This window comes from Arthrobacter sp. AL05, assembly GCF_029960715.1.
Lineage (GTDB): Bacteria > Actinomycetota > Actinomycetes > Actinomycetales > Micrococcaceae > Arthrobacter.
On sequence record NZ_JASBRC010000001.1, the window covers coordinates 22,334 to 38,042 of the forward strand.

Annotated in this window: 13 protein-coding genes; 6 read left to right on the forward strand and 7 right to left on the reverse strand. The window is 65.7% G+C overall.

Annotated elements, in window-relative coordinates:
* Positions 1 to 25: 25 nt before the first annotated feature.
* Positions 26 to 1,297, reverse strand: a complete 1,272-nt coding sequence (locus QK287_RS00145) for an MFS transporter (RefSeq protein WP_282358519.1) — start codon at positions 1,295 to 1,297, stop codon at positions 26 to 28.
* A gap of 150 nt (positions 1,298 to 1,447) precedes the next feature.
* Between QK287_RS00145 and QK287_RS00150 the strand changes: the two genes are divergently transcribed.
* Positions 1,448 to 1,921, forward strand: a complete 474-nt coding sequence (locus QK287_RS00150) for a transcriptional repressor (protein ID WP_226774180.1) — start codon at positions 1,448 to 1,450, stop codon at positions 1,919 to 1,921.
* 16 nt (positions 1,922 to 1,937) lie between these two features.
* Positions 1,938 to 3,446, forward strand: coding sequence for a catalase (locus tag QK287_RS00155; protein ID WP_226774179.1), 1,509 nt, complete (start codon positions 1,938 to 1,940; stop codon positions 3,444 to 3,446).
* Positions 3,447 to 3,569: 123 nt separating this feature from the next.
* On the opposite strand, the gene QK287_RS00160 is transcribed toward QK287_RS00155, so the two are convergent.
* The 6 genes from QK287_RS00160 to QK287_RS00185 form a co-directional block, all read right to left on the reverse strand.
* A complete protein-coding gene (locus QK287_RS00160) occupies positions 3,570 to 5,102 on the reverse strand; it encodes an amino acid permease (protein ID WP_282358524.1) in 1,533 nt (510 codons plus the stop codon).
* 162 nt (positions 5,103 to 5,264) lie between these two features.
* Positions 5,265 to 5,672, reverse strand: coding sequence for a DUF779 domain-containing protein (locus QK287_RS00165; protein ID WP_226774177.1), 408 nt, complete (start codon positions 5,670 to 5,672; stop codon positions 5,265 to 5,267).
* Between the two features lie 16 nt (positions 5,673 to 5,688).
* The gene (gene adhP, locus QK287_RS00170) at positions 5,689 to 6,699 is read right to left on the reverse strand and encodes an alcohol dehydrogenase AdhP (RefSeq protein ID WP_226774182.1); all 1,011 of its coding nucleotides are present in this window, start codon (positions 6,697 to 6,699) and stop codon (positions 5,689 to 5,691) included.
* A gap of 163 nt (positions 6,700 to 6,862) precedes the next feature.
* Positions 6,863 to 8,386 carry an aldehyde dehydrogenase family protein gene (locus tag QK287_RS00175; RefSeq protein WP_226774176.1) on the reverse strand — a complete coding sequence of 508 codons (1,524 nt, stop codon included), beginning with the start codon at positions 8,384 to 8,386 and terminating at the stop codon, positions 6,863 to 6,865.
* A 134-nt stretch (positions 8,387 to 8,520) separates the two neighbouring features.
* Positions 8,521 to 9,909, reverse strand: a complete 1,389-nt coding sequence (locus tag QK287_RS00180; RefSeq protein WP_226774175.1) for a helix-turn-helix domain-containing protein — start codon at positions 9,907 to 9,909, stop codon at positions 8,521 to 8,523.
* A gap of 240 nt (positions 9,910 to 10,149) precedes the next feature.
* Positions 10,150 to 11,586 carry an FAD-dependent oxidoreductase gene (locus tag QK287_RS00185; RefSeq protein ID WP_226774174.1) on the reverse strand — a complete coding sequence of 479 codons (1,437 nt, stop codon included), beginning with the start codon at positions 11,584 to 11,586 and terminating at the stop codon, positions 10,150 to 10,152.
* A gap of 183 nt (positions 11,587 to 11,769) precedes the next feature.
* Between QK287_RS00185 and rarD the strand changes: the two genes are divergently transcribed.
* The 4 genes from rarD to QK287_RS00205 all read left to right on the forward strand — a co-directional run bounded on the left by rarD (position 11,770) and on the right by QK287_RS00205 (position 15,707).
* Complete coding sequence (rarD, locus tag QK287_RS00190; RefSeq protein ID WP_282358532.1) at positions 11,770 to 12,795, forward strand: EamA family transporter RarD; 1,026 nt, start codon at positions 11,770 to 11,772, stop codon at positions 12,793 to 12,795.
* 113 nt (positions 12,796 to 12,908) lie between these two features.
* Positions 12,909 to 13,313 carry an STAS/SEC14 domain-containing protein gene (locus tag QK287_RS00195; protein WP_226776176.1) on the forward strand — a complete coding sequence of 135 codons (405 nt, stop codon included), beginning with the start codon at positions 12,909 to 12,911 and terminating at the stop codon, positions 13,311 to 13,313.
* A complete protein-coding gene (locus QK287_RS00200) occupies positions 13,300 to 14,892 on the forward strand; it encodes a bifunctional diguanylate cyclase/phosphodiesterase (protein ID WP_282358538.1) in 1,593 nt (530 codons plus the stop codon). Before QK287_RS00195 ends, QK287_RS00200 begins: the two co-directional genes overlap by 14 nt.
* Positions 14,892 to 15,707: a class I SAM-dependent methyltransferase gene (locus tag QK287_RS00205; protein WP_282358539.1), complete on the forward strand. Its 816-nt coding sequence runs from the start codon at positions 14,892 to 14,894 to the stop codon at positions 15,705 to 15,707. The genes QK287_RS00200 and QK287_RS00205 overlap by 1 nt, the downstream gene beginning before the upstream one ends.
* The last annotated feature ends 2 nt before the right edge of the window (positions 15,708 to 15,709 follow it).

Below are 15,709 nucleotides of genomic sequence, written 5' to 3' on the forward strand. Positions count from 1 at the left end.
GGACCCGGACCCGGACAACGTTTCGTTACGGCACCGGGTTCCGCGCGTCGTACCTCAGGAAGCCCGACTGCCAGCGCGCCACGGTCCAAGCCACCGCGACGCACAACAAGCCGCCCAGAAGCAGGACCCAGCCTTCACTAAGAATTTTAGTCCCGCCGCCCGCCAGCATGTCCCCCACCCTCGGACCGCCTGCCACCACCACTATGAACACTCCCTGCAAGCGGCCGCGCAGGTGGTCAGGGGCCGAGGCCTGCAGGATGGTGGTGCGGAAGACGGCACTGACAGAGTCCGCGATGCCGGCCAGCCCGCAGCACAGGGCCGCCGGAAGCAGCCACCACGTTACGCCGCCGGCGCCGGAGTTCCCGGCAAGCACCACGACGAGGCCGAAACCGGCAATCGAGGCGCCCCAACCCATCACGGACCAGACGACGGCCGTTCCCTGCCGACGCACCGCCCCCAGCGGCCCGGAGAAGAGGCCGGCCAGGAACGCCCCAACCGCGGTGGAGGCAAGCAGGATGCCCACGGTGGTTTCGCCGCCGCCGATCATGACGGCGCCGATCGCGGGAAGAAGCGCCCGGGGCTGGGCAAGGATCATCGCGACGAGGTCAATCACAAAGGTCATCCGCAAGTTGGGGCGCGTGCCCAGGAACCGGAAGCCTTCGACGACGGAGCGCAGGCCCGCCGGCCGCGCATGCTCACCCGGCGGCATGGCGGGCAGACGCAGGAGGGCCCACAGGGCGAAGGCGAAGGTGCCGACGTCGACTGTATACGTCCAGGCGAAGCCGACGGAGGCCACGAGAAGCCCGGCCAGCAGGGGCCCGGCCGTTAGGGTGAGGCCGAAACTGATCATGCTCAGCGCGTTCGCCGCCGGCAGGAGCTCCTTGCGGATCAACACCGGAATAATGGCGCTGCGAGCCGGCTGGTTGATGGCCTGGGCGCCGCTCTGCACAGCGACCAGAACGTACAGCAGCCAGATATTTCCCAGTTGCAGCCAGGCTTGCAGTGCAAGGCAGGCGGTGGTCAGCCACAGCACAGACGAAGCCAGCAGTGCTACCCTGCGTCGGTCGTGGGCGTCGGCGATCGAACCGCCCAGCAGGCCACCGATCACCAACGGGACCAGGGCGAAGATGCTCAGCAGTCCAACGTACAGGCTGTCCTGGGTGAGCCGGTAGACCTCCAGGCTCACGGCGACCAGGGTCAGTTGGCTGCCCAGCGCGGCGACGGCGGACCCGAGCCACAGGCGGCGGAACGCCGGACTCTCGCGCAAGGGCGTAATGTCCGCCAGATATTTCCCCACCCGGATACTCTAGCGGCGGCGGAAGGGCCGGCCGGTGTTCCGGACGTCCGGCGCGGTCTGGGGGTCGCCCTTGGGACGGGGTCGCTAAGGGGGTGCGTAGTTAGCCGAGCCTTATTGCGATCGAATCATAATAAGTGCTTGAATGGTGCCATGACGGTTTCGACAGGCAGCCAGGCAGCATGGGCTGCTGCCCTGCGCGCCCATGGCCGCCGCGTGACCAAACAGCGGCTGGCCGTCCTTACCGCCGTCGAGCATCTCCCGCATTCACCGGCCGAGCACATCCTGGCCGCCGCACGCCGGGAACTTCCCGAGTTGACCGCACAGTCCGTCTATGTTGTCCTCGGCGACCTGACCGAGTTGCAAATGCTGCGCCGCTTCGAGCCGCCGCACTCTCCCGCCCTGTACGAGACGAGGGTGGGCGATAACCACCACCATGCTGTCTGCATCGGTTGCGGCCGGGTGGAGGACGTCGATTGCGCCGTCGGCCATGCCCCGTGCCTGACACCCAACTGGGATACCAACGCCCGGCCGATGAGCATCCAGATCGCCGATGTGCTCTACCAGGGCGTCTGCCAGGACTGCCAGGAAACCCAACAACTTCCCGCCACCTCTGAAAACAAGTAATCCACCAAGGAGAATGATGACTGCGAACCTTTCCGCGCCCATCCCGCACACCGCGACCACTACCCAGACCGGAGCCCCCGTCGCCTCCGACGAGCACTCGCTGACCTCCGGTGCCGACGGTGCCACCGCGCTGCACGACCGTTACCTGGTCGAGAAGCTGGCACAGTTCAACCGCGAGCGGATTCCGGAGCGCATCGTCCACGCCAAGGGTGGCGGCGCCTTCGGCACCTTCACGGTGACCGGCGACGTTTCCCGGTACACCCGCGTAGCTGCGTTCCAGCCGGGCGCCCAGGTTGGCACGGCCATCCGCTTCTCCTCCGTCGCCGGCGAGCAGGGCTCCCCCGACACCTGGCGCGATGTCCGCGGTTTCGCGACCCGCTTCTACACCCCCGAGGGAAACCTGGACATCGTGGGCAACAACACCCCCGTGTTCTTTATCAAGGACGGCATTAAGTTCCCGGACTTCATTCACTCGCAGAAGCGCCTGCCGGGTTCCGGTCTGCGCGATGCCGACATGCAGTGGGACTTCTGGACGCTCTCCCCCGAGTCCGCCCACCAGGTCACCTACTTGATGGGTGACCGCGGACTGCCCCGCTCCTGGCGCGAGATGCACGGTTTCTCCTCCCACACCTACCTGTGGACGAACGCCGCGGGCGAACGCTTCTGGGTCAAATACCACTTCCGCTCCAACCAGGGCGAGCACAACATCACCAACGAACAGGCCGGGGAGCTTGCCGGCGCCGACGCCGACTACTACCGCCGCGACCTGTATGAGGCCATCAACGAGGGCAACTTCCCCAGCTGGGACCTGCACGTCCAGGTCATGCCTTACGAGGACGCCAAGACGTACCGCTTCAACCCGTTCGACCTGACCAAGGTCTGGCCGCACGCCGACTACCCGCTGGTCGAGGTCGGCCGTTTCGAGCTGAACCGCAACCCGGAGAACTTCTTCGCCGAGATCGAGCAGATCGCACTGTCTCCGGCGAACGTCGTCCCGGGCCACGACATCTCGCCGGACAAGATGCTCACGGCACGTGTGTTCTCCTACCCGGATGCGCACCGCTACCGCGTGGGCACCAACTTCAACGAACTGCCGGTCAACCGACCGGTCTCGCCGGTGAACAACTACTCGCAGGACGGCTCGCTGCGCCACGGCTACAAGCCGGCAACGGCCCCCGTCTACGCGCCGAACTCCTTCGGCGGTCCCGTGGCCGACCCGGCCCGCGCCGCTGAGGGTTCCTGGGAGTTCGACGGCGCCCTGATCCGCACCGCAGCGACCCTGCACTCCGAGGACAGCGACTTCGGCCAGGCCGGCACGCTGTACCGCGACGTCTTCGACGAAGCAGCCAAGGCCCGCTTCCTGGACACCATCACCGGTGCCGTCGGCGGGGTGCAGAACGCTGCGATCAAGGAACGCGCCATCCAGTACTGGACCAACGTCGACGCCGGACTCGGCGCGAAGCTGCGCGCCAACCTGGGTGCCGGCGCTGCCAGCTCCGAGGCTGAGGCAGCCAACAAGATCTGATCCTCTTGTTGGCGGCTGCCGCGTAACGCCGAAGTCGCCGGAGCCGTGCCAGTTCGTCGGAAGTTTCCGGCGAACTCGCACGGTTCCGGCGACTTCGCTGTGTCGGGACCGGCCACTCCCTGATCAGGAGCGGGTGAGGGCAGCGTTCCTGTCGCCGGGGCCGTTAACCGAAGCCTTGGCCTCGGCGAGTTTCTCGTTCAACCGGGAGTGCCGCTGGCCGTAGGAGAAGTAAATAATCACACCGATCACGAGCCAGCCGGCGAAGAAGATCCACGTCTCCACGGCCAGGTTGGTCATCAGATACAGGCACAGCACTGCAGAGACAATCGGCAGGACCTTCCCCAGCGGCACGCGGAACGCCGGTTTCAGGTCCGGCCGCTTCTTACGGAGCACCAGCACTCCGATGCTCACCGTCACAAATGCCGAGAGCGTGCCGATGTTGATCATTTCCTCCAGCAGGTCCACGTTGGTGAGTCCGGCGACGACGGCAACGGCGGCTCCGCAGATGATCTGCAGCCGGACCGGCGTCGCGCGGATGGTGCTGGTCTTGGACAGCGAGCGGGGAAGCAGGCCATCGCGGCTCATGGCCAGCACCACCCGGGAGAGGCCCATCAGCAGCACCATGATCACAGTTGTCAGGCCCACCAGGGAGCCGAAGGCGATGACCTTGGCCGCGTCGTTATTGCCAACAGCCTCGAACGCCGTGGTGAGGGTCGGGTTCTTGGCCACGGCCAGTTCGGTGTACGAGACCATGCCGGTCAGCGCCAGTGAGACCAGGATGTACAGCACTGTGACGACGGCGAGGCCGCCGAAGATGCCGCGGGGCAGGGTCTTCTGCGGGTTCTTAACCTCCTCGGCCGAGGTGGCAACAACGTCAAAGCCGATGAAGGCGAAGAAGACCAGGGCGGCGCCGGCGAAGATGCCCAGCGTGCCGTACTGCGCCGGGGCAGCCCCAGTAAGGAAGCCGAAGAAGGACTGCTTCATGACGTCGGCGGCGCCGGTGCCCCCGGTCGGCTCGGACGCCGGAACGAAGGGCGCGTAGTTCTCGAACTTCACGTAGCTGAAGCCCACCACGATGACAAAGAGCACAACTGCGATCTTGATCAGGGTAAAGACGTTGCCGACGCGGGCGGACAGCTTCGTTCCCAGCACCAGCAGCACCGTAAACACGGCGACGATCAGGAAGGCGCCCCAGTACAGGTCCACGCCCGCCAGGGAGATCGACGGCGGGATGTCAGCGCCCATAAGCGCGAAGACTTTGCTGAGGTAGATGCCCCAGTACTTGGCGATCACCGCACCGGCGGTGAACAGTTCGAGGATGAGGTTCCAGCCGATGATCCACGCCAGCAACTCGCCCATGGTGGCGTAGGTGAAGACGTAGGCGGAGCCGGCGACCGGAATAGCCGTGGCGAACTCGGCGTAGCACATGATGGCCAGGGCACACGTGACGGCGGCAATGGCGAAGGACAGGGTCACGGCGGGGCCGGCGAAGTTTGCGGCCGCCTTGGCGCCCACCGAGAAGATACCGGCGCCGACAGCGACGGCGACACCCATAATCATCAGGTCCCAGGAGCTGAGCGAGCGCTTCAACTTGCGTCCGGGTTCCTCGGCGTCCGACATGGACTGCTCAATCGATTTGGTCCGGAATAGATTCATGGCAAAGTCCACATTCTTGGTAGCTGGGTGGAAACAACCTGTCCATAGTAGTGTCCATCCACTGGACGGCCATTTTCATCCCGCATAGTGAGACCAGAAAGCGGGCCGCGCAGGGTAGCTGCACGGCCCGCTCGCGGATCATCCGCCCGGTTCCAGGCCCGCCTAAACCGGCCAGTCCATCAGCTTTGACCGGATCAGGAACCGTTTGCCCTCAGGTGCTTCCACCGAGAAACCACTCCCCCGGCCGGGAACGACGTCCACGGTCAGGTGCGTGTGGCTCCAGTAGTTGAACTGTTCCTTCGACATCCAGAACTCAATGGGCTGCGGCTGCAGGCCGTCCGAGATGTCGAACAGGCCAAGTTGCACGTCGGAGTCACCGGTGATGAATTCCCCTGCGGGGTAGCACATCGGGGAGGAGCCGTCACAGCAGCCGCCGGACTGATGGAACATCAGCGGCCCGTGTTGGAGCCACATCTTGCGCAGCAGCTCCACCGCGGCCGGAGTGAGCGCCACCCGGGAGAAGTCTTCCCCGGGAAGGGTCACTGCGGCGTCGAGTTTTGTCCCGGACATTAGCATTCTTCCTTCGTCAGTATTTGATGACCACACGGCCGTCGATCTTGGCGTGCTTCATTTCGTCGAGGACGGCATTCACTTCCGAGAGTTCCCGGGTGGAGACCGTGGGCCGGATCTTGCCCTGGGCGTAGAAGTCCAGCGCCTCCTCCAGGTCCTGCCGGGTACCCACAATGGAGCCGCGGACGGTCAGGCCCTTGAGCACAATCTCAAAGATCGGCGCCGGGAAGTCGCCCGGCGGCAGGCCGTTGAACACAATCGTCCCGCCGCGCCGGGCCATGCCGATCGCCTGGCCGAATGCCGACGGGTGCACCGCTGTGACCAGGACTCCATGGCAACCTCCTGTTTCGCGCTGGATAACTTCGGCCGGATCCTCGTGCAGGGCATTGACGGTCAGTTCGGCCCCGTGCTTCTTGGCGAGGGCGAGCTTGTCGTCGGCAATGTCAACCGCGGCGACACGCAGGCCCATCGCCACCGCATATTGGACGGCGATGTGGCCGAGTCCGCCGATGCCCGAGATCGTGACCCACTGGCCCGGCCTGGCCTCGGTCATCTTCAGGCCCTTGTACACCGTCACGCCGGCGCACAGCACGGGAGCCACCTCCACGGGGTCCGAGCCGGCCGGGATCCTGGCGGCGAAGCGGGTGTCCACCAGCATGTACTCGCCAAATGAACCATCCACGCTGTAGCCGGCGTTCTGCTGCGCTTCACACAGGGTCTCCCAACCGGTCCGGCAGTACTGGCAGTCGCCGCAGGCGGACCAAAGCCAGGCATTGCCGACGAGGTCGCCGACGGCCAGGTCCGTCACGCCGGCGCCGAGGGCAACGACTTCACCGACGCCTTCATGTCCGGGGATAAACGGCGGGCTCGGCTTCACCGGCCAATCGCCTTCCGCGGCGTGCAGGTCCGTGTGGCAGACTCCGGTGGTCAGGAGCTTTACCAGCGCTTCACCCCGGCCCGGCACGGGGACGGGCAGGGTCTGGATCTGCAGGTCCTTGCCGAATTCGGTCACTACTGCGGCCTGCATTGTCGTCGTCGTCGTTGTCGTCGTCATAGCGAAATCCTTGCGTCATAAAGCGTGTGTGTAACCAAAGGCATGTGCAGTGGGCCGGCATCCTTCCGCTGAGGTGCACAACTGGTGCGGTCGGGGCGGATCCATCCTGATCCGCCCCGACCGGGTTTGGTGCGGCTTAGAAGAAGCCGAGCTTGTTCTCGTTGTAGCTGACCAGGAGGTTCTTGGTCTGCTGGTAGTGGTCCAGCATCATCGAGTGGTTTTCGCGGCCGATGCCGGATGACTTGTAGCCGCCGAACGCAGCACCCGCCGGGTAGGCGTGGTAGTTGTTTACCCACACCCGGCCGGCCTGGATCTCACGCCCGGCGCGGTAGGCTACGTTGCCGTTGCGGGACCAGACGCCGGCGCCGAGGCCGTAGAGGGTGTCGTTGGCGATGCCCATGGCGTCGTTGTAGTCGCTGAAGCGGGTCACGGAGACCACAGGGCCAAAGATTTCCTCCTGGAAGATCCGCATCTTGTTGTGACCTTCGAAAATGGTCGGCTGGACGTAGTAGCCGCCGGCCAGGTCGCCGGGCATTTCGGCCCGGGCACCGCCGGTGAGGATCTTGGCACCCTCCTGCTTTCCGATGTCGATGTAGGAGAGGATCTTTTCCAGCTGGTCGTTGGACGCCTGGGCGCCGAGCTGGGTTTCGGTGTCCAGCGGGTTGCCTTGGATGATCTTCTCGACCCGGGCCACGGCGTCGGCCATAAAGGAATCGTAGATGTCCTCCTGGACCAGGGCGCGGGAGGGGCAGGTGCAGACTTCGCCTTGGTTGAAGGCAAAGAGCGTAAAGCCTTCCTGGGCCTTGTCGTAGAACGCGTCGTTGGTGTCGGCCACGTCGTTGAAGAAGATGTTGGGGCTCTTGCCGCCCAGTTCCAGCGTGACCGGGATGAGGTTCTGGCTGGCGTACTGGCTGATCAGCCGGCCGGTGGAGGTTTCGCCGGTGAAGGCGATCTTGCGAATCCGCGGGCTGGAGGCCAGCGGCTTGCCGGCCTCGACGCCAAAACCGTTGACCACGTTCAGGACGCCGGCCGGGAGCAGGTCGCCGATGAGTTCCATCAAGACCAGGATCGAGGACGGTGTCTGCTCGGCCGGCTTCAGGACCACTGCGTTGCCTGCGGCGAGGGCCGGGGCGAGTTTCCAGACGGCCATCAGGATCGGGAAGTTCCAGGGGATGATCTGGCCGACGACGCCGAGGGGCTCGTGGAAGTGGTACGCGGTGGTGTCCTCGTCGAGCTGGGACAGCCGGCCTTCCTGGGCCCGGACGGCGGAGGCGAAGTAGCGGAAGTGGTCGGCGGCGAGCGGGATGTCCGCGTTGAGGGTTTCGCGGATCGGTTTGCCATTGTCCCAGGATTCGGCGACGGCGAGCATCTCGAGGTTCTCATCGATGCGGTCGGCGATCTTGTTCAGGATGGCGGCCCGCTCGGCCACGGAGGTTTTGCCCCAGGACGGGGCAATCTTGTGTGCGGCGTCCAAGGCAAGCTCGATGTCCTCAGCGGTGCCGCGGGCAACCTCACAGAACGCCTTCCCGGTGACGGGGGTGATGTTCTCGAAGTACTGGCCTTTGACCGGGGCAACCCACTCGCCGCCGATCCAGTTCTCGTAGCGGTCCTTGAAAGTAACCTTCGAGCCCTCGGTACCGGGCTGTGCGTAAACAGTCATTGCTAGCTCCTTTGCTGTGCAAGATTGATGGCGGCCAGTTGCCGGCGCCACCGTTGCACTCAGCCTAGGAGCCAGGAGGTTGCAGTCAGGTTGCAGTGGGCGTGACCCGGGTCACGCTGCTCCGAAAGCGCACTTCAGGCGGTAAGTTCCGCCTCGAGCCGTTCCAGGTCAGCGACGATCGCGGCCCGTTTGGGCGAGCGCGGCGGCAGCAGCTTCAACGCCGCGATCCGGACCTCGACGTCGTCCCTGGCCTCGGGAAGCTCGGCGTAGCGCAGCAGCGACTCGGCGCTGCCATCCGTGAGGACCGCTTCGCGGAGCAGTGAACCGACCCGGTTCCGCAGCTCGGCGATGCCGGGGGCCTCGGAGCGCGGCAGGACGGCGCCGCGGTAGATCTCCAAGGCGATCCGGTGGGCGCCGCGCTGCAGGCAATTGAGGACCTGGACTGAGTCCGGCACCAGATCCAGCGGCAGCCGGTAGGGGCGCGACTCGGGAACGGCGTCCGGATTGAGCTGCTGGAGGACCTTTCGCAGGCGGACCATCTCGGCCCGCAGAGTCATGGTGGAGGCGTTTCCGGGGTACAGCAGTGCGCAGAGCTCCTCGGCGTTCAGGCCGTCCGGGTGGGTGCTGAGCAGCGCCAGGATTTCACTATGCCGGGCCGACAGCGCCACAGTGCGGCCGTCGATACTAAGCAGCGCCTGGTCCCTGCCGAGCAGCTGGAGGCTGTTGCGGTAGAGGCTGCCGGAAGCCACGGCCGGCCCCCCGCCCGAAGCGGCGGAAGCGGCGCCCCGCCGTCGTGCCGGCGAGGACTGGCGCGCAGCGGCCAGCTGCAGCCGTTCCACCCGCAGGTGCGCCTGGGCAGCGGCGACCGTCGCTTCGACCAGCGACAGTGTGTGCGGGGCGACGGCAGATTCCGTCCCGGTAATGTCGACGACACCCAGCAGGGCCCCGGAATCCGGATCATGGAAGGGAACTGCCGTGCAGCTCCACGGGTGCACGGAGCGTTTGTAGTGTTCGGCGCCCGCGATCTGGATGCCGCGGCCCAGGGCCAGGGCAGTGCCGGGGGCGCTGGTTCCCACCGTCGCCTCGGACCAGTCGGCCCCGGGTACGAACATCATGCCTTCGGCCCGGCGCCGCATCTCGGCATCGCCTTCGACCCAGAGCAGACGACCCACTTCGTCCCCCACGGCGACAAGCATTCCACTCTCGTGGCTGGGCAGAACCAGGAGTTTGTGGATCACGGGCATAATGGCGGCGAGCGGATGCTGGCGGCGGTACTCTTCGAGTTCCTCTAGGTCCATGGCCAAGGGGGCCTCGGGGTTGTCCGGGTTCGCCTGCAGCTCCGCTGAGCGGCGCCAAGATTCCTGGATCAGGCTGCTGAGACCCGGGAGCTGCAGGTCCGCCGGCAGCACACGTCCCCGGGAGTCCAGTTGCTCATGGCCGGCGCTTGCATACTGCTGGCGCAACGCAGCGGGCAACCTACCCGCTGGCGGGAACGGAGCCGCCGGATGGATCACTTTCGTCATTGAACTCCCACTGGAGAGGCGCGACCACGCCGAAGGCAGCCACGTCCAGCTCAGTGTAGTGCGCGTTGTCAGTGCCCGCCATAGCTCGCCGGTCCCGGGCACTGTCGGAGCGTGGCCTGTGCCAACTGCGTGGACCAGGCGCCACCTCCGGCGGGGCGCCAAAGCGCCTTCGACGCCGCAACACCCGGTGCCCCAGCGTTCTTGCGCGTCGCGGGGTGAGCTGCGCCGCGTGGAGCAGGATTAGTCGCGGGAGATCTGCACCATGTCCTCGCGCGGAACCACCTTAACGCGCTCCCGGACGATTCCGTTGGCCTCGCCGGACGCCGACCACTGCGCGCCAAGGGCCAATTCGTGGGCGTCGAGCTTGTTCCAGCCTTCCCAGGTGGTGTATTCGACCCCGCGGGCTTCAAGGAGCTCGATGATCGCCTGCGGGTCCGGGTTTTGCGCCGGCGGCAAGCCCAGCCGGTCCTCGAGCAGGCAGCCGATGGTCTCCAGGGCGTCGCCCTTGGTGTGGCCGATCAGGCCCACGGGGCCTCGCTTGATCCAGCCCGTCGCGTAGATGCCCGGCACCGGATTGCCGTCGGAGTCCAGCACACGGCCGCCCTCGTTGGGGATGACGCCGCGGCGGGCGTCGAACTCCAGTTCGTCCAACGGCGAGCCGTGGTACCCGATCGCGCGGTAGACGGCCTGGACCGGGTAGTCCAGGAACTCCCCCGTGCCCTTGACGTTTCCGGTGCCGTCCAGCTCCATCCGTTCGAACGTGATGCCGGTAACCTCGCCGGGCCGTGCTGCGTCATCATGGACCTCCACCGGGCTGTGCAGGAAATGCAGGTGCAGGCGGCGGGAAGATGGCTCCTGCGCTGCGGTGTGTTCCTCGACGAGCCAGTTCGTGAGGGTGTTCACCATGGTGCGGATCTGGTTGTTGCCGCGGATCGCCTCGTCCGAGGCGTCGTCGAACTCGAAGTCCTCCGGGTAAAGGACAATATCGACGTCCCGGGCGTGCGAGAGCTCGCGCAGTTCCAGCGGCGTGAACTTCACCTGGGCCGGTCCGCGGCGGCCAAAGACGTGCACATCCGTGACCGGGGAGTTCTTGAGCGCCTGGTAGACGTTGTCCGGGATTTCCGTCACAAGCAGCTCGTCGGAGTGTTTGACCAGCATCCGGGCGACGTCGAGGGCCACATTGCCGTTGCCGATCACGGCGATCTCCTTGGCCTCCAGCGGCCAGTCGCGCGGTACATCCGGGTGGCCGTCGTACCAGGAAACGAAGTCCGCCCCGCCGAAGGATCCCGCAAGGCCCACACCGGGGATATCCAGTTCCGCGTCCTTGACGGCTCCGGTGGAGAAAATCACCGCGTCGTAGAAGGCCCTGAAGTCGTGCAGGGTCAGGTCGCGGCCATAGCTGACGTTCCCGAGGAAACGGATGTCGCCGCGGTCCAGGACCTTGTGCAGGGCGTTGACGATCCCCTTGATCCGGGGATGGTCCGGGGCGACGCCGTAGCGGATCAGGCCATAGGGGGCCGGGTAGGCTTCGAAAAGATCGATGCTGACCTCGAAGTCGCCGTCCTTGACCTCGTTGGACTTGGTGAGAATGTCAGCAGCATAGACGCCGGCCGGGCCGGCGCCGACAATCGCAACGCGGAGCGGACGTTTGGACGTGGTTTCGGCCGAGTTGGACACCGGAAGCCCTTCTGAGTCTTAGCGACGGCGCCAGCTCATGCAGCGCACAGTCTTCCATTCTAAATGTCCTCGGCCGCCTCCGGGTGCCCCGGTGACCAACGTCCCAGGAATCCCGGGCCCGGCGCTGCAGGCATCGGAGCCGAAAGCAGGAATACCGGCCCTGGAGGTGGTGTTATTGATCTTGTGCCTACCCCCGATGGATCCCCCGCCCCCACGTCTCTGACGACCAGGGGCGCTGCTGCCCCCGGCGGGGGTGCCCCGCAGCATGCCCCGGCAGCTCTCAAGGCAGTAGACACGGACACCACGGCGGGAATTGTCTTTGGGATCGGCGCGTACGGCCTGTGGGGGCTGATGCCGCTCTACTTCTTCCTGCTGCAGCCCGCCGGTGCGGTGGAGATCGTGGCGAACCGGGTGCTCTGGTCGCTTATTTTCTGCGTCCTGCTGATCACTGTCACCCGTTCCTGGCGGGTCCTGGCGGCCGCCTTCCGGAACCGCACCATCATCTTCCCGCTCGTCATGGCCGCTGTGCTGATCGCCGTCAATTGGCTGACCTATGTCTACGGCGTAACCACCGGACAGGCCGTTGAAGCCTCATTGGGGTACTTCATCAACCCGCTCGTCTCGGTGCTGTTGGGTGTGGTGGTGCTCAAAGAGAAGCTGCGGCCGCTGCAGTGGTCCGCCGTCGGAATCGGTTTCATCGCCGTGGGCGTCCTCACGGTCTCCTACGGCAAACTGCCGTGGATCGCGTTGACTCTTGCGCTGAGCTTTGGCCTGTATGGTTTCGTCAAAAAGCGCGTCGGTCCACGCGTTGATGCGATTACCAGCCTCTCGATCGAGACGATTGTGCTGGCGCCGGTGGCCGCGGCCGCCTTGATCGTCCTGGCGCTGACCGGCGCTGCGACGCTGACAACCAACGGGTCCGGGCACTTCTGGCTCCTCGCCGCCTCGGGCATCATTACCGCCGTGCCGTTGCTGTTCTTCGGAGCCTCCGCCAGGCGCCTGCCGATGACGACCATCGGCCTGCTGCAGTACTTCGCCCCCGTGCTGCAGTTCATCGTGGCACTCGCCGTGTTCCACGAACCCATGACCACAGACCGCTGGATCGGTTTCGGCGTGGTGTGGCTGGCGCTGCTGGTACTGACGGTGGACATGCTGCTGACCGCACGGAAGAACTCCGTACTGCGCAAACGGGCGCGCGCGGCTGCCTGATCCCGGAACCTGGGGACCCGCCACGGGCCGGCGGGGGCCGGGCCGATGCTCGCGATGGGTGTTCCGGTGCGTTATTGTCATGGCATTGGACGCATTAAGTTGGAAGCTGAGGTATGCCCGTGCCTGACCGGGATTTTGAAACCCCAGGCGGGTCGTTGATCGAATCCCTTGAGTTCGACCACGGCGGCATTCTGCGGCTCGTCTGGCGGCGGGGGGTCAGCATCGACGGCGCCGGCGCCCAGTTGGCCATGGACCGTGTTAACGAACTGTGCCGGGGGCTGCCGCGTCCGCTCCTGATCGATATGGCCACCACAAATTCTGTGAGCAGGCCGGCGAGGGCCGTGTTTTCGCGACCCTGCGACGCGTCGGCCATCGCCCTGCTTGGTTCCTCCCCCGTTGACCGTGTCCTTGCCAATTTTTTCCTCGGCGTCCACGCGGCACCGGTTCCGACGAAGTTCTTCACCAGCCAGGATGAGGCTGTCAACTGGTTGATGACGCGGGCCGATGCTCGCGAGTAACGACGACTGGCGGCTCGAACAACTGGTAGCAGGCATCGTCGTCCTCTCCTCCGGGGATCTGTCGAACCGGCTGGAGACTTCCCCTGCCCGGGACGGCATTGATGCCGTCACTACCGGCATCAATTTGCTCGCCGAAGAGCTCCAAAGCATGTATGACAGCCTGGAAGTCCGGGTCGCCGAACGCACGGCGCTGCTGGAAGACGCCAAGGCGGACCTGCGCCGGGTCATCAACACCGATGAACTGACAGGCTTGGCGAGCCGGTCGCTGCTGCGGGAGACAATCTCCCGCTCCGCCCTTGCGGCCGGGGAATCCTGCCGCCCGCCCGCGCTGATCCTGGTGGACCTGGATGCCTTCAGATTGGTCAACGACAGCCTGGGAAATGCTGCGGGGGACAGCGTCCTGGTGGAAATCGCCCGGCGCCTGAGGTCCGCCGCCGACGGGCAGCATCTTGTGGCCCGGCTCAGCGGAGACGAATTCGCCGTGCTGGTCAGGGACTGCGACCCCGAGTCCGTGCTGCAGCTCGCCGCCCGCCTCGTGACGGCCACCGAGGCAGCCATCCCGGCGGGCGGAATCACCGTAAACGTCACGACAGGAACAGGCGTAAGGTTCGGCGAGTCCGGGCTCCGAGCCGACGAACTCATCCGGGACGCCAACATTGCCTTGCACGAGGCGAAAAAACTGGGCCGCAACAAGTTGCAGGTTTTTTCCCCGGCCATGCACGAGACCGCGAAGGCGCGGGTCCATCTCGTCACGGAAGTACGGACCGCGATCGCCGCCGGCGAGTTTGAGCTGCACTACCAGCCAATCGTCGACCTGCGCACGGGCGGTGTCGCCGGAGCCGAGGCCCTGATCCGCTGGCGGCATCCGAGCCGGGGGCTGCTGGCGCCCGCTTCGTTCCTCGCCTCGGCGGAAGAAAGCGGCCTGACCGTGGAAATAGGCCGCTGGGTATTGGACCAGGCCATCGCACAGGCCGGCCGCTGGCGGACCGCACCGGGCCTTCCCGAAGATTTCCGCATCCATGTCAACCTGTCAGCTGTGGAACTCCACCACAGCGACCTGGCCGGGTACGTCCAAGGCCTGCTCGCGAAGTACGGGGTGGTGCCGGAACATCTCGCGATCGAAATAACCGAAACGGCGATCATGAGCGGCGGACCGGAAGTCTCCCGAACCATGGAAGCGCTCACCGGGCTCGGCATTCCCCTGGAGATTGACGACTTCGGCACTGGCTATTCGTCCATCAGCTACCTGCGGACCCTGCCGGCCCTGCACGCGAAAATCGACAAGTCACTCATCGATGGCCTGGTGCAGGACAGCCAACAGGAAGAATTCGTCGCTGCAATCCTGCAGTTGATCCACTCGGCGGGCCTTGGCGCCGTAGCCGAGGGAATCGAGCACCGGGAACAGGCAGAGAAGCTCAAGGAAATGAAGTGCGAATTCGGGCAGGGCTATTTCTTCAGCCGGCCTCTTGCGGTGGCTGATATGACGGCACTTCTTGCCGCCGGTGATCTGCACTGCTTCGCGTCCCCGGCCGGCAGCCGGGAGGGCCAGGGACGTCGCCGAGCGGACGCACCAACGTAATGGTCCTGCTGCCGGATGCACTGGCCAAATCCACCGACACCCTTCGGCTTGTGGTCCGGGTGGCCGCCCTGTCCCTCAGGTTCCCCCGGCACCCTAATAGCCTCTGGGACGAATTTTGGCGCGGTGTTGCGGCAGGTTCGCTGCGTGAGGCCGTCATCTGGGAAGCCAACGCGGAGGGAGAAATGGGCCAGCACCTTGCTCGTCTGGCCGGTCTGCTGGATACCGGGCTCCCAATCGTCGACCTCGGCTGTGGCACCGGGGCCCCGTCCCGGCGGCTCGCCGAGCTGTTTCCCGCAGTCGTCGGAGCCGACGTTTCGCCCGGAGCCGTGGCCGCCGCCACCTCGGCCAGCGCTGGGGTGCCGCACCTCAGATTCGTTGTCCTGGACGCTACGGACCCGGAAGCCGTCACTGGCCTTGCAGTCAATCTGGGCGAAGCAAACGTCTTTGTGCGCGGTGTGTTCCATGTCCTGAGCCCACGCCGCCAGGCTGCGTTGGCGCGGGCCATCGAACCGCTGCTGGGAACCCACGGCCGGATCTACCTGGTCGAGTCGAACGTCCCCGGCGGGGCCCTCGACTATCTGCGCGGGCTGGGTGCCACCGGACGTGCCATCCCCGCGCCCCTGAGGCAGGCCATCGCGACCCTTCCTAAACCGGGCCATTTTGGTGCACAGCAACGGGGCCGGGCGTTCCCTGCCGGGCACTGGACGGTGTTTGCGGACGGCGCGACAACCCTGGAGACAGCACCCATGCAGGACGGCGGTTCCGGCGTCACGATCCCGGCCTACTGGGCGGTTCTGGGCAAACGGCACAGCTAGCG

Bases quoted from the DNA above. Each gene is read 5' to 3' on its own strand.
- adhP (WP_226774182.1), bottom strand. From the start codon at position 6,699: ATGCAGGCCGCAGTAGTGACCGAATTCGGCAAGGACCTGCAGATCCAG.
- QK287_RS00175 (WP_226774176.1), bottom strand. From the start codon at position 8,386: ATGACTGTTTACGCACAGCCCGGTACCGAGGGCTCGAAGGTTACTTTC.
- QK287_RS00200 (WP_282358538.1), top strand. From the start codon at position 13,300: ATGCTCGCGAGTAACGACGACTGGCGGCTCGAACAACTGGTAGCAGGC.
- QK287_RS00195 (WP_226776176.1), top strand. From the start codon at position 12,909: ATGCCCGTGCCTGACCGGGATTTTGAAACCCCAGGCGGGTCGTTGATC.
- QK287_RS00205 (WP_282358539.1), top strand. From the start codon at position 14,892: ATGGTCCTGCTGCCGGATGCACTGGCCAAATCCACCGACACCCTTCGG.
- QK287_RS00150 (WP_226774180.1), top strand. From the start codon at position 1,448: ATGACGGTTTCGACAGGCAGCCAGGCAGCATGGGCTGCTGCCCTGCGC.
- QK287_RS00180 (WP_226774175.1), bottom strand. From the start codon at position 9,909: ATGACGAAAGTGATCCATCCGGCGGCTCCGTTCCCGCCAGCGGGTAGG.
- QK287_RS00160 (WP_282358524.1), bottom strand. From the start codon at position 5,102: ATGAATCTATTCCGGACCAAATCGATTGAGCAGTCCATGTCGGACGCC.
- QK287_RS00165 (WP_226774177.1), bottom strand. From the start codon at position 5,672: ATGTCCGGGACAAAACTCGACGCCGCAGTGACCCTTCCCGGGGAAGAC.
- QK287_RS00155 (WP_226774179.1), top strand. From the start codon at position 1,938: ATGACTGCGAACCTTTCCGCGCCCATCCCGCACACCGCGACCACTACC.